This window comes from Tetragenococcus solitarius NBRC 100494 (assembly GCF_001544195.1).
Taxonomy (GTDB): Bacteria; Bacillota; Bacilli; order Lactobacillales; family Enterococcaceae; genus Tetragenococcus; species Tetragenococcus solitarius.
The window spans coordinates 18,619-30,734 of record NZ_BCPY01000030.1; the positions used below are offsets into that span (position 1 = coordinate 18,619).

At 34.5% G+C, this 12,116-nt stretch carries 18 protein-coding genes; 6 read left to right on the top strand and 12 right to left on the bottom strand.

Going from position 1 to position 12,116, the window contains the following annotated elements; genetic code table 11:
- Positions 1 to 258 precede the first annotated feature (258 nt).
- The 11 genes from TS1_RS08865 to TS1_RS08910 form a co-directional block, all read right to left on the bottom strand.
- Positions 259 to 645 (bottom strand): HNH endonuclease signature motif containing protein, encoded by a 387-nt coding sequence (locus TS1_RS08865; RefSeq protein WP_068709903.1) that lies wholly within the window; start codon positions 643 to 645, stop codon positions 259 to 261.
- Entirely contained in the window at positions 635 to 1,180 is a 546-nt protein-coding gene (locus tag TS1_RS08870; protein WP_068709905.1) for a hypothetical protein, read from the bottom strand. The genes TS1_RS08865 and TS1_RS08870 overlap by 11 nt, the downstream gene beginning before the upstream one ends.
- On the bottom strand, positions 1,177 to 1,416 hold the full coding sequence (locus TS1_RS08875; RefSeq protein WP_068709907.1) for a hypothetical protein: 240 nt from the start codon (positions 1,414 to 1,416) through the stop codon (positions 1,177 to 1,179). Before TS1_RS08875 ends, TS1_RS08870 begins: the two co-directional genes overlap by 4 nt.
- Positions 1,417 to 1,429: 13 nt before the next feature.
- Positions 1,430 to 1,660 (bottom strand): hypothetical protein, encoded by a 231-nt coding sequence (locus TS1_RS08880; RefSeq protein WP_068709909.1) that lies wholly within the window; start codon positions 1,658 to 1,660, stop codon positions 1,430 to 1,432.
- A gap of 13 nt (positions 1,661 to 1,673) precedes the next feature.
- Entirely contained in the window at positions 1,674 to 2,483 is an 810-nt protein-coding gene (locus TS1_RS08885; protein ID WP_068709911.1) for a bifunctional DNA primase/polymerase, read from the bottom strand.
- Between the two features lie 270 nt (positions 2,484 to 2,753).
- A complete protein-coding gene (locus TS1_RS08890) occupies positions 2,754 to 4,379 on the bottom strand; it encodes a hypothetical protein (RefSeq protein WP_068709913.1) in 1,626 nt (541 codons plus the stop codon).
- Positions 4,380 to 4,631, bottom strand: a complete 252-nt coding sequence (locus TS1_RS08895) for a hypothetical protein (protein WP_068709916.1) — start codon at positions 4,629 to 4,631, stop codon at positions 4,380 to 4,382.
- Positions 4,621 to 4,980: a hypothetical protein gene (locus TS1_RS08900; RefSeq protein WP_068709918.1), complete on the bottom strand. Its 360-nt coding sequence runs from the start codon at positions 4,978 to 4,980 to the stop codon at positions 4,621 to 4,623. Before TS1_RS08900 ends, TS1_RS08895 begins: the two co-directional genes overlap by 11 nt.
- Positions 4,977 to 5,126, bottom strand: coding sequence for a hypothetical protein (locus TS1_RS12540; RefSeq protein ID WP_157061655.1), 150 nt, complete (start codon positions 5,124 to 5,126; stop codon positions 4,977 to 4,979). Before TS1_RS12540 ends, TS1_RS08900 begins: the two co-directional genes overlap by 4 nt.
- Before the next feature lie 144 nt (positions 5,127 to 5,270).
- Complete coding sequence (locus tag TS1_RS08905; protein WP_068709920.1) at positions 5,271 to 5,609, bottom strand: hypothetical protein; 339 nt, start codon at positions 5,607 to 5,609, stop codon at positions 5,271 to 5,273.
- A 93-nt stretch (positions 5,610 to 5,702) separates the two neighbouring features.
- Entirely contained in the window at positions 5,703 to 5,987 is a 285-nt protein-coding gene (locus tag TS1_RS08910; RefSeq protein ID WP_068709922.1) for a MerR family transcriptional regulator, read from the bottom strand.
- A gap of 223 nt (positions 5,988 to 6,210) precedes the next feature.
- On the opposite strand from TS1_RS08910, the gene TS1_RS08915 reads away from it, so the two are divergent.
- A complete protein-coding gene (locus tag TS1_RS08915; protein WP_068709925.1) occupies positions 6,211 to 6,900 on the top strand; it encodes a helix-turn-helix domain-containing protein in 690 nt (229 codons plus the stop codon).
- A 44-nt stretch (positions 6,901 to 6,944) separates the two neighbouring features.
- Positions 6,945 to 8,099 (top strand): site-specific integrase, encoded by a 1,155-nt coding sequence (locus TS1_RS08920; protein ID WP_068709927.1) that lies wholly within the window; start codon positions 6,945 to 6,947, stop codon positions 8,097 to 8,099.
- Between the two features lie 733 nt (positions 8,100 to 8,832).
- Here the strand turns inward: TS1_RS08920 and TS1_RS08925 are convergent.
- A complete protein-coding gene (locus TS1_RS08925; RefSeq protein WP_068709929.1) occupies positions 8,833 to 9,414 on the bottom strand; it encodes a TetR/AcrR family transcriptional regulator in 582 nt (193 codons plus the stop codon).
- Between the two features lie 320 nt (positions 9,415 to 9,734).
- On the opposite strand from TS1_RS08925, the gene TS1_RS08930 reads away from it, so the two are divergent.
- The 4 genes from TS1_RS08930 to TS1_RS12600 all read left to right on the top strand — a co-directional run bounded on the left by TS1_RS08930 (position 9,735) and on the right by TS1_RS12600 (position 11,903).
- On the top strand, positions 9,735 to 10,496 hold the full coding sequence (locus TS1_RS08930; RefSeq protein WP_068709931.1) for a threonine/serine exporter family protein: 762 nt from the start codon (positions 9,735 to 9,737) through the stop codon (positions 10,494 to 10,496).
- Positions 10,493 to 10,936, top strand: a complete 444-nt coding sequence (locus TS1_RS08935; RefSeq protein WP_068709933.1) for a threonine/serine exporter family protein — start codon at positions 10,493 to 10,495, stop codon at positions 10,934 to 10,936. Before TS1_RS08930 ends, TS1_RS08935 begins: the two co-directional genes overlap by 4 nt.
- Positions 10,937 to 11,037: 101 nt before the next feature.
- Positions 11,038 to 11,634 carry a TVP38/TMEM64 family protein gene (locus tag TS1_RS08940; RefSeq protein ID WP_068709935.1) on the top strand — a complete coding sequence of 199 codons (597 nt, stop codon included), beginning with the start codon at positions 11,038 to 11,040 and terminating at the stop codon, positions 11,632 to 11,634.
- Positions 11,635 to 11,744: 110 nt separating this feature from the next.
- Positions 11,745 to 11,903 carry a hypothetical protein gene (locus tag TS1_RS12600; RefSeq protein ID WP_169792368.1) on the top strand — a complete coding sequence of 53 codons (159 nt, stop codon included), beginning with the start codon at positions 11,745 to 11,747 and terminating at the stop codon, positions 11,901 to 11,903.
- Positions 11,904 to 12,116 lie beyond the last annotated feature (213 nt).

Sequence of the window (12,116 nt, forward strand, 5' to 3'; positions counted from 1 at the left end):
TATTACATCAAGTTATTTTACTATTGCTAGGTTATGCCGAAATAACGTTTTATCTATAAAAAAAGCCCCGTGTCAAGGGCTTTAAACCGAGTTTTTGTGAACAAATGACCCCATGCATCGGTTTCCCAAAGTGAAAAACACGCCCCCTATTTGTTATTTTATTTTTATTTTTCTTTCAAAAATTTCACTTTCAAAAATTAAAAAGTAGTACAGTTTTTTATTTCTGTTATAGTACAGTTTTAAAAAAAGTCACTCAAATTAATGAATGACTTCTCTTTTTTGTCGCTCTTCTTTCGTTTTTTTGTAGTGGCAACTGTGGCACAAGCTCATTAAATTACTTTTGTCTAGTCGCTTATCCCATTGATCGCGAAGCTCAATCACATGATCGACCACATCAGCCTTACGAACAACACCATTCGCTAAACAAATTTCACAGCATGGATTCTCATATCTGTATAGTTCAGAAAGCTTTCGCCATTGTTTACTATGATAAAATTTAAAATACTTTCCGTATTTATTCTTTTTATACTGATAAGAATCAGCATAACCTCGTTTCTTTTCTGGTTGATGTTTAGCACAATAAGTTTCGTTGTAATCTATCAGTTCGTGACAGCTAGCATGTTGACAGAGTTTTTTAGGTTTCATGATATAACTTCTTCCCAGCTTCTTTTATCTTATGAGCCCAATATTCTGGAGACTGTTCAAACATCTGATTAAGATGTTGCGTGTAATATCCTATATCTTTGTTCGCACATATCAAACAAAGGTCAGTCATCTCGGGAAAATAAAAGCTAAAAAAGTCTGATACATTGATGGCTAAGAAATCATGCTTCATCATGTCGTGCTCTAACTGTCCATTGTTTAAACCATAAGGCTGTGTCAGCAGTGCCGTACGGTTAGCCCTAGTGTCTCTTACATAGATGGCGTGGTCTAGCCACTGGTGCGTGGCGTCTATGCCTGGGTAGTCTGAGGGTAGTCTCCCAGCATTATAGCCACGGCTCCCATTAAGCAGCTGATTATAATTCTTCACGGGTTCGTATTTCGCCCACTTGTCAAAGCCTAACGAATCCACCACATAATGCCATATCTTTATTCTATGCTTTCTTTCCTCAATCGTTTCATTTATTGCTAGTTCTCCATGAATGCCATAAGGAAAAGTTTTAACATCGTACCACTTCATTCAATCACTCCTTTGCTTTCCAATAGATAATACAAGTCTTCTTCACGCTCAGCCTCGTTAGCAAAGGCATACGGCCGTCCTAGATAGATCAAGCCATGCTCTACCATTTCTACTAAGTCAGGGTTGCTATTGTCCGTTAACGTTGGCTGGAAGATAATTTGCTGCGTGTGGGTATCGAAATAGAAATAACCAGTGGTATGGTTCAGTGATTCTTGCACTGCTTGTTTAATGTTCAATTTTATTCCTCCTTTAGTAAGCTCTTCTTTCTAAAAAGCTTACTTTGTTCTCAAGTTCCACGATTCTGCCTTCGCAGTCATCAACCATCAACTGTAATTCGCCATAAGGTTCGTCGATTTCTTCATAAGTAACTGCCAAGCTTCCTCTCTTGCTAAGATTCATTTGAATGATTCTCACATCGTCATTTTTTTCTAGCCATTTGTTTAGTTGTTCCACATCATCGAATATTTTTACTTGTTGCATTGTGATTCCTCCTTTACGCTCTAGCGCTTTCTACCGTCTTCCAAAACTCCTTTTCAGTAAAACGATCCCGACCTTTTACATCTCCAATTAATACCGTTAATGGTTCAATAGCTATATTGCACGTTTTGGCATAGCTAGCAGCCAGAAACAAATCTTCGTTTCTAGTTTCTGATACACCTTCGATTATTCGTTGATAAGCTTGTTTCCCTCTCCCACCTTTTCCTCTCGGTTGATAACTAGATAAAGTAGGTTGAGGCAACACATTTTTTAAACTGAGTTTTGCAATAACTTGTTCTTCAAATGTTGATCCTTCACAGTTGAAAATACGCTCCTCAAATTCGCCATCATATAAAATCGGCTCTTGTGCATTCAGATTATAAATACCTGCTTTCGTTACACTTCCCCCCATTACAAAGAAATTATTATCGTTCGCTTTAATATCCACATTTTTCAAATATCCATTATGCTGACTGTACTCAATACCCTCGCGTTTTTTGAAAATAATATGCATGCCACCCGTTGGCGTTTGCTGTATCCATGTTTTTTTAGCGTTACAATCAAGTTCATCATAATAAGGTATTTTCCCCATGCTGTAATAACCTGTTACAAACGTTCCTCCGTGCTTATCTATATCGATACACCATAACCCCCTAGTCAAAACTCCTAACGCCCGAGCTCTTTGATACTCTTCATTCCTATTAATAAAATCTTTTGTAATCGTTACATCGGCAAAATTTAGCATTGGTCTTTTAGATTCATTTAACGGGATACACTGCACTCCTCCTTCTAACATACCTAATGCTACATCATAAGCTGTGGTCATTTTTTATCTCCTTTTTACTCAAAACTACTGACTACTTAACTGCCCCTATAATGCTTAATAACTAAAAAAAGTAAAACGTTGATATATCAGCATTCTTATTTTTAAAAAGTTATATGCAATTGCTAAAAAGGTAGTTAAAGTAGTTGAGTAGTTTTCCTTTCATATAAGTACTTGTGTCAATTTAATAGAGTATTGTATGAGTAATGGAGAGTAGTTAACTTTTTTTTATCAACTACTCTTCCCTACTTTAAACAACTCTCAGTTACTCTTTCAAACTACTATTCCCTCTAATAAAGATTGTGCCTTTTTAAATAGCTTTTTATCTTTAATCCGAATTACTCTTATTGGAACACCTTTAATAGTTGTGGGATAATTAGGCTCTAATCCAATGCTTGTTAGATCGTCTTTAATATCTTTACGGCGGAAGTGGTGTACCCCGTATTCGTCGAAAAGCACTTGATGAAGCGCCTCATCTTTTGAAGGCACATACCCTACTTGTTGAAAAGCCTCAATTAAGAAAATTTGTAAATCAGTTAGTTCACTTGCGACAGCATAATTCTTTAAAGCAACATCTTTAAAAACAAATTTTCCATTTTGTTTAGATAGATATTCTAAGCTACTGATTAAAAAGGAAACATTTGCTGTAAGCGATTCTTCGCCATTAGGAGCAATATAATCCCAATAAGGCGCAAAAACTTTGTAACGTTCCGCTTCTGTTTCTTCTTCTGGTCGATCTTTAAAGGCAACTTTAACCACACGCGACAAGTTTGCTGTCAATTTCCCTATGTCTACTTTTTCGTTGGTATCTAGAATTAATACGGATTTTATTTTGAAATCTATGGTATTCTGTTGGATCTTTCTACCCGAAACGTTTTCTTGTGTAGCAATTTTACGAATAAAACGCATTGCTTTTGGATTGATTGCCCCCGATTCGTTCGCATGGCTTATATCACAACCGATAAATTTCAACCATTCGTTACTTGCTTCCATAGTGCCGCCCATTAAATTATCGAAGTTAACAGAATTCATTTTGAACACTTCAGGGAATGTCTTCATAAACAACCCTTTCCCTGTTCGTCCAAAGTCTTTTAAAATGAAAGAATGTTCAACTGAAACCAATCCCATTCTTGCAAGTAACACGTACGCGTGTATCAACCTTAAGTTATGCAAACTATCGTCTTCAGCAGCAATCATATTTGTATATTCTTCAGCTTTTTCTAAATTTAAGTTCTCATAAGATACATCATAATAAGCGGAAAAAAGCTGTTGTTTGCTATCGTCTTTAGTTACTGGCTTCAGTTGTTTACAGTCATATGCCCAATCAATCCCCGCAATGATGTAAGGTTCTATTGTGTAATCGTGTGTCTTCACTTGAATATGATCATGATAAATGGAAAAGATCACGTCTAGAAAATCATTTATTTTTTGTTTCGGATCCACTGAATATTCAACTTCAAAAATTGCTTGATCTAACATTTTATAAGAATGATCTCTGACGATTACAAACCTTTCTAATTCATCTGAGTAAATCACCTTGTGGTTTGCTATATCGGCCAGGAAGCGCACATAGTTGTTATAGTTCCCACCTTCAAACTCAACAACCTTTTCTTTCTTTTTTGTGACTTTCTGCGTAAAAGTACCGTAAACGACACCAGTTTTTGCAGCTTCAGTTGTATAACTGATTGGTAGTGAATGAGTAAAGTAATCGCCTGTGCTGTCTAAGTTTAGCTTATAAAAAGCCAGTCCCTCGTTATCATAAGCTTGTTGCTTCGTTTTGATATCCGCAAAATGAACCCGTTTTACGATTTCTTTTATCTTCGAAAGGTTCGGTGTTTCTACCTTGTCCAAATTAAGTCGTACCTTGTCAAATTCATAGTCTAATTCTTTTGCATTCAATTAGCGGCCACCCTCTTCCTCGTTGTATAAATCGGTCAAAGTGTTACTTACGTCTTGAATTTCTTGCCGTACATTGACGATATTTTCAAAGACAGTATCCAGTTCTTTCTTGATAAAATATTGAACAGCGAACTCGTTTTTCTCCCGATTTGTCAATGCTGAATCAATAACCATTTCCAACAATTCCACGTGATCGGCTAAATCTTCCAACTTACAAGCTTGTTTAAACATTTTTTCATTATTATTTTTCATTGTGATTATCTCCTTTTAATACGTATAAGAATGGTTTCATGTCCGCCTTTGCGTCGGATATAAGTTCTTCTTGAATGCCCGAGATAAGCTCATCTGTTTGTTTGGCCAGTTCCTCATAGGCATTTAATAGTTTTTCGTAATTCTTTAGCATATTCTCTAAATCGTTGCGATCAACGGTTGTCTTGTTCTTGTCTTTGATAAAACGTTTTTCAGTAGGTTCTAAATCCATTTTTATATTGTGCGTGAAATCCTCAATATCGCCGAGAAGCCCATATATTTCATTATCGGAAAGATTCTCTGCTTTTAGCTCCTCCATTGTTGCTTCCAATGCTTCATAATTTTCATTCATGATTGCTGCGCCTCCCACTCATCAAAATCCAGTAGTAGTAATTCAATAACTGGGATACTGATAATCATTTTTAATAGAAAGGGCATTGTAGAAACTAACGCCAGTGTTGCAATCATAAAAAGCCATCTTCTTGTTGATTTTTTCATATATTTATCCTCCTAAAACTTGATATTTAGGCGTTAAGACGATATAATATAAGAAAGATATGTTTATATATCGTCTTATTTGCCTTGCCTTTTAAACGTCCAAACTTGCCGGTCTGTCGTTTAAAGGCTTTTTTTGTGTCTTCATTACAAAAACATTGGTGGGAATCCTTCATTTTCTTCTGCTGATTCAAACAATTCATAATCGCCAGAAATTTCGATCGCGCTACCGTCTTCAAATTCAATCTTTACAGCAGGATACTGTTTTTCTAACACTTCAATATTTGCCACACTGTTCTTATCTACTTCGTAAATATCTTGCGTCTGAAGCATTTCTACTTTTTTAGTTGGTGCTTTTTGACTATCAAATTCATCTCCTGTCTTTTGAATGGCTCTTATATAATTTTCTTGATAGCGCATATCAAATTCAGTACCTACTAAGCCATTTAGTCTTTCTAGAATTGATTCTGCTCTTTCTTTGTTCATTTTTATTACCTCCATAAAATTTTCAAACCTTAAGTTACTTGCGAATTTGTTCCTAACAATAACCTCCTGTGTGCCCCCGCTCGTAGTAGTTTATTATTGTTTTAGTCTTTCCATTAGTTCATCACAGTCTCTTTTGTCGATTCTTTGAACTCCCTCAACAATGATGACTTTTAGCCCATGTTTGCGAATGTAATTATCTACCATTGAGTTATAACTAACATTTAAATATTTAGCTGCCTGTTGCTTGTTCATATAACGCGGTAACTCAGCTCTTGTTTTAGCCAACTCTTTAGCTTCTTCAATTGCCTTAGCAATCTCTGAAACAATCGGAGCAAAAGCTGGTTCTTTTAAATCGATTGAGTCAATTTGCAATTGCATTTGTTTCACCTCCTTTTTACAAATAAGTAGTATTTTTGCTACATATATACAGTAACATTGTTTGAAGACTATTTCAACTACAAAGTTGTATTTTTTTTACTACATATAGTAAAATCGCTGGTTTAAAACCAACTGAGTAGTAAAAGAAATACATGTTAACAGTATTTTTCATTGAAATGTATTAGTTTTCATGTATACTTGGAATATGGAAGGAAGTGAAACGATGATTGAAATTAAGTTAAAAGAGATACTTAACGAACAAGGAAAAACAATGACTTGGTTACACGATAAAACGGGTATCTCAAAAAATACATTAAGTCTAATGACAAAAAACTCTAGCAAGGGGATACAATTTGATACATTAGAAAAAATTTGCACTGCATTAAAAATTACTCCAAACGATCTAATAAATATTTCTGTCGAATATCAATTAAAATTTTACGGTGAAACCATAAACATTGATAACACATATTGGAAAATATGCAGGTACATACCGTTAGTTAACGAAAAAATTAGTGATACACCAGATTGGGAGAACGAAAATATTTTAGTTGTAAACGTTGGTACTAACAGAACGATTGATAGTAACTTAGCAACATTCCTCATAGATTTTCCATCTGAAAAATTTTTACAAAAATACTGCAAAGATTTTTTAAATTATAAAAGTGCTAAAGAAAATGAAACTTTTTTTCGCATGTCTTCAATTAAGGAGCGCGAAAAAATGGGACGAAAGTTTTACGATAATATACTAATAGATGAATTGAATATTGAAGATAACCCGGATATAACTATCATCGTCGTTGGTTTTAAAGACGATAATGAGGAAGCCTATTCCTCATTAATTTTCACTATGAGAGTTGACGGGGAATTTAAGCCTTTTGAAAGTTCCTATTCGCCAAATTTTAAATCCTAGCCCTCCCACGTGCTCCCCGCTCGTAGTAACCGGAGGGAATACAAATGGCAACATTTAAACAATACGAAAAGAAAAACGGAACGAAGGCATGGCAATTTCGTGCCTATCTTGGTAAAAATCCAAAAACTGGAAAAGATACGCTTACAACTCGGCAAGGTTTTAAAACAAAAAAAGAAGCTCAACTTGCATTAAGTCGGCTTCAAGTACAATATGAAAAAGGTGAATATAATCGCCCAGAGAAGGATTCTAAAACCTTTCAAGAGGTATTTGACTTATGGAAGGTGAATTACAAACATACCGTTAAAGAAAGCACGTATGTAAAGGCAATAAGCCAGTATAGAGTTCATACGTTACCTGTGTTTGGTAAAAAGAAAATAGATGAAATAACAGTAACTGAAGTACAAAAGTTTGCGAATGAGAATGTAAATAAATTTGTGAAGTATCGTGATTTTATCACGGATATTAGTAGAATATTTGAGTTTGCGATTCGTTTAGGGATTGTAGAAAGCAACCCGACCCAACGAATTACTATTCCTAAACGTAAAGAATCAGTGTATAAAGAAAAACGATTAAATTATTATACCAAAGAGGAACTAGCCAAATTTTTAGCATGTAGTAAAGAACAGCAACCTTACTATATTTACACGTTCTTTCAATTGCTATCGGCTTCAGGTTGTCGTCAGGGTGAGTTATTAGGCCTTGAGTGGTCTTCTGTGGACTTTGAGGAAGAATGTATCCATATTGTTCAAACGCTGGCTAGAGGAGAAAATAGACGCCTTTATTTGGAACAGCCGAAAACTAAACATTCAAAACGTGATATAAGTTTAGATGATGAAACAATGGCTGTACTTAAAAAATGGAAAATGCAACAAAAAGAATATTTGTTCCAATTCGGGATAAAGCCAAATGAAGAACATCAGCTTGTATTCTCCAACATTGAAAATAGCTTTATTCAATTATCTAAGCCGCGTACTTGGTTGCTTCAAAATGTGAAAAAGAATAACTTGAGAGAAATTACAATCCACGGTTTGCGACACACTCATGCTACTTTATTGCTAGAAGCTGGTCTACAACCTAAAACAGTTTCCGAAAGACTTGGCCATACGTCTACACAAATTACAAACGACCTATACGGCCACGTAACTAAAAAGATGGAAAAAGAAGTTCCTAAGGTCTTCCAAAACCTCATGAATTTTTAACGTGTTTTCTAACGTGTTTTATTTGAAGATAGGTTATTACCATTGAAATGTTATTTTTTTAAAAGGCTAGAGCAAAGGAATTTTTTAAGCTAGATGATAGTTAAATAACAATAAATGCAAATCCCGTACTCTCCTTATTTTAAGTCAAAAAGAATCAGTTATGAGCAACGGTATAACTGATTTTTTATTTAATAAATATTATTCACTTTTACACATAAGTCATCCATAATCTTTATTCTATGCTATATTTAAACCATCGTTTTTGTTTTCTAGTATTTTCTTTAAGAGCCACATGCTACTTAAAAAGTTGAAAACAATTTCGATGGCTTTTTTTATTACCCTTTTTCATACTCTATTCTAGCTTCTTATTTTTTAAATATTGAAAAATAAGTTATCTATAACTTATGACTATACAAGGAGTGTGACATAAGCTCCTTTAATACTAAAATATCCGAACAATAGAGAGATTGCTCCTGCGATTACTCGTCGCACGAAATGCTTTGCTCCTGCGGTTACTCGTCGCACGAAAAACATTGCTCCTGCGGTTACTCGTCGCAAATTCGCAACGTTTAGAAAATCTCATCAAATATAGTTCGAATATTTCTATCTCATTTTCACTTATGTCACAGATGCCCAGTTGGGGAAATTTTTTACACAATAAAAAACTTAGATAGCATCAAATAAAGCGCATACATTCAGTGCTATCTAAATAAGTCATTGTTCAGCACATTTTTTACTTGCTTCCGTTGCTTAAATTATTATCTTCATAGTTACTTTCTAAAATAGCATTTACGCTATTTTCAATAATTGCAATCGTCTGTTGACGCGTTGGAACAACAACCTTTGCTAACATCAATGCGGCTAAACCAGTAATCGTAATCCACGTACCATGGAAAAGGGCTTCGATGTAAGCCTCAGTTAGATCTTTATATTCTTCTTCTTGTAAAATAGTCTCTTTGAAAAAAACATAAGAATGGTCATACATCGCTCTTCCCCCACCCTTTTCATCAAGATACATTGCCATAAATAAACGTGGGTTCTTTTGAGCAAAATTAACATAATTGATACTAATATCAATTAACTTATCGCCTGTATGTTCAACACTAAATACTTTTTTAGACACATCATCAAAGATTTCCTTGATTAATGTCTGTTTTAAATCTTCCATATTCGCAAACTCTAAATAAATCGGCTGGGTAGATACTCCCATTTGAGCTGCTACATTTCGTGCAGTAAAATTAGTAAAACCATTTTTTTCAATCAATTCGTAAGCCGCTTTTAAGATATGTTCTCTTGTATATACTTTATGTCGCATAACATAACCTCCTTCCTTTTTTCCTACGACCGTATACTGTTATTTTAACCGACTCTTCTAAATTTTTAAAGGGATTTTCACTTGTTTTATAAAAACAGTTATTTGTTTTTTAAACAACCATAATTCCAGTCATCATTCATTTTGTTTACGCTTAACTTTTTTACTCCCCCTAAAATTTTAAATAGACATAAAAAGCATGATAACAAAATACAGTTATTAAAAAACCTGCTTGTCAGCGTCCTAACAAACAGCTAGAATAATGAAAAAGACATTTACATCTTAAACTACTATCAAGTAGTTACTAGATAAGGAGCGGTTCTATGCAAAAAGCTGAAGGCTTGCTTATAGATACATGCCTACTGGCCGGAAAAATTATGATGGAAAGTGGTTCTGAAGTTTATCGGGTAGAAGATACAATGAACCGTATTGCTGAAAATGCAAATGAGCCAGATAGTAATAGTTACGTCACTGCTACAGGTATTTTTATGGGGCTAAAAAGTAGCCGCTATACTCAAATTGAAAACGTGGGCGAGCGCAACATCAATTTAGAAAAAGTGCAAGCTGTTAACCAATTATCCAGAGAATTTGCGGAAAAAAAGGTAAACTTAACTACACTTTACCAGCAATTAAAAAAAATCGATAAAGAAACGCCAGAATTTCCATTGCTGTTTCAAATTCTTAGTGCAGCGTTTTTAAGTGCTTTTTTGATGGTCCTATTTGGTGGTAGTTGGTTGAACTTTATCCCAACCTTACTGATCGGCGGAATTGGCTACTCCGTAAAGTACAGCGTTAAACAATTTTTCGATTTACGCTTTTTTGATAGTTTTTTAGCTTCATTAATTATCGGCATACTGGCATTAATTGCGACACAAATCAACTCTGCTGTTAGCTTTGATTATATATGTATCGGCGCTGTAATGCCTTTAGTTCCTGGCGTAGCAATTACTGCTTCTTTGCGGGATATTTTAGCTGGCCATTTAGTTAGCGGACTTGTACGCGGAACCGAAGCAATCATCATAGCGGCAGCCATTGCTATTGGTATTGCTTGTGTTCTTTCTATCTTTGGAGGTTTTTTATCGTGACGTTTCTCATTCAATTTTCTTTTAGTTTTTTTAGTAGTGCTGCCTTTGGTTTCATTGCCAATATTCCACGTCGCGCGCTTTTAGCTAGTGGACTTACTGGAGCTGTTGGCTGGATCATTTATTTTTATTTAAACCAACTTTTTAACAGTATCGCCTTTCCTAATTTTGCTGCAGCTTTTATGGTCGGTTGTATGAGCATCTTTTTTTCAAAAAAGCAGAAGATGCCAATGATTATCTTCTATATTCCTGGCTTGATTCCGCTAGTCCCTGGCGGCCCTTCTTATGAAGCAGTACGGGCTTTTGCTCTAGAAGATCCTAACGCTGGTTTTCAAAAATTGATGGTCGTTACAACAACAGCAATAAGTATCGTCGGAGGGCTGTTAATTACCAGTTTAGTTGAACAAATCGTTAATAAATGGATACGTTTAAGAAAGAATTAACAAAACACTAATTTATTATAAATCAGTCGCTAGTTGCATGCTTTTTTTAAAGTTTTGGTTATAATTATAATCATAAAGGTAAAAAATAGAGGTGGCATCCATTGAGTATTACAACGTCAAGAAGACTTATCAATTTAATTTCACTATCTGGCTTTTTTGCTTTAATTGTGCTAGCGGTTTATTTTTATTATCTTGGAATTTTTGATGATATACAAAAACTACAGGATTTTGTCAGCCAAGCGGTTCTTTTCGGTCCTTTATTGTTCATTTTAATCCAAATCATACAAGTAATTGTTCCAGTTATTCCAGGTGGAATTTCGTTAGCTGCTGGGGTGTTGCTTTTTGGTCCTATAAGTGGTTTTATTTATAATTATATAGGTATCTGCCTCGGTTCGATCATTCTTTTTTGGTTAGGACGGCAGTACGGAAAGCCAATTGTTTTACGTTTGGTAAATGAAAAAACTTATAATAAATATAGACATTGGTTAGACAATCAGAAACGTTTCGATCGTCTTTTTGCCATAGCTATATTTTTACCGATAGCTCCTGACGATGCCCTATGTTTGATGGCCAGCTTAACTCAAATTTCTTTCAAAAAATTTACATGGATTATTTTATTCGCAAAACCAGCGTCTGTCTTTTTGTATAGTTTAGTTTTGCTCTATGGTGGAGGACATTTAATTCAATTTTTGTTATGAAAAATTTAAACATATGCCTTTATACAAAACAAATTTTTTGTTAAATGAAGATACTCGTGTTATATTATTAAAGGTGGCCGCTATTAAAAATATTTAAAGGAGGGATATATATGACATTTAAAAAAGAAAGTTTAGCTTATCGTATTGCTTTTGATTCAAGTACGAACCAATTTATGGCAATCGATTCTAAAGATGAACAACATGTAGCTTACGGTGTAACAATTGAACACGCAATTAAAAACTTAAACGCTGAAAAAGTGAACGCCTAATCTAGAAAGGACTTCCCAAATGAATTCATCTGTTTCTGCTTATTGAAACTGTTAGTGGTAATAATTCCATTTTACTGCTGACAGTTTTTTTGTATACAAAAAATCTCGCAAAATAATAACGAAAGCTTATAATTTTAAAAAAAGTGGAAGTTCATTTTACGTCTAATCGAAATTTTTAGTTTTTTTCTTACATATTTTACTTCGAAATAATAC

Coding starts and splice junctions, on each gene's coding strand:
- TS1_RS08865 (WP_068709903.1), bottom strand. CDS start 645: ATGAAACCTAAAAAACTCTGTCAACATGCTAGCTGTCACGAACTGATA.
- TS1_RS08870 (WP_068709905.1), bottom strand. CDS start 1,180: ATGAAGTGGTACGATGTTAAAACTTTTCCTTATGGCATTCATGGAGAA.
- TS1_RS08880 (WP_068709909.1), bottom strand. CDS start 1,660: ATGCAACAAGTAAAAATATTCGATGATGTGGAACAACTAAACAAATGG.
- TS1_RS08885 (WP_068709911.1), bottom strand. CDS start 2,483: ATGACCACAGCTTATGATGTAGCATTAGGTATGTTAGAAGGAGGAGTG.
- TS1_RS08895 (WP_068709916.1), bottom strand. CDS start 4,631: ATGAAAAATAATAATGAAAAAATGTTTAAACAAGCTTGTAAGTTGGAA.
- TS1_RS08900 (WP_068709918.1), bottom strand. CDS start 4,980: ATGAATGAAAATTATGAAGCATTGGAAGCAACAATGGAGGAGCTAAAA.
- TS1_RS12540 (WP_157061655.1), bottom strand. CDS start 5,126: ATGAAAAAATCAACAAGAAGATGGCTTTTTATGATTGCAACACTGGCG.
- TS1_RS08905 (WP_068709920.1), bottom strand. CDS start 5,609: ATGAACAAAGAAAGAGCAGAATCAATTCTAGAAAGACTAAATGGCTTA.
- TS1_RS08910 (WP_068709922.1), bottom strand. CDS start 5,987: ATGCAATTGCAAATTGACTCAATCGATTTAAAAGAACCAGCTTTTGCT.
- TS1_RS08915 (WP_068709925.1), top strand. CDS start 6,211: ATGATTGAAATTAAGTTAAAAGAGATACTTAACGAACAAGGAAAAACA.
- TS1_RS08920 (WP_068709927.1), top strand. CDS start 6,945: ATGGCAACATTTAAACAATACGAAAAGAAAAACGGAACGAAGGCATGG.
- TS1_RS08925 (WP_068709929.1), bottom strand. CDS start 9,414: ATGCGACATAAAGTATATACAAGAGAACATATCTTAAAAGCGGCTTAC.
- TS1_RS08930 (WP_068709931.1), top strand. CDS start 9,735: ATGCAAAAAGCTGAAGGCTTGCTTATAGATACATGCCTACTGGCCGGA.
- TS1_RS12600 (WP_169792368.1), top strand. CDS start 11,745: ATGACATTTAAAAAAGAAAGTTTAGCTTATCGTATTGCTTTTGATTCA.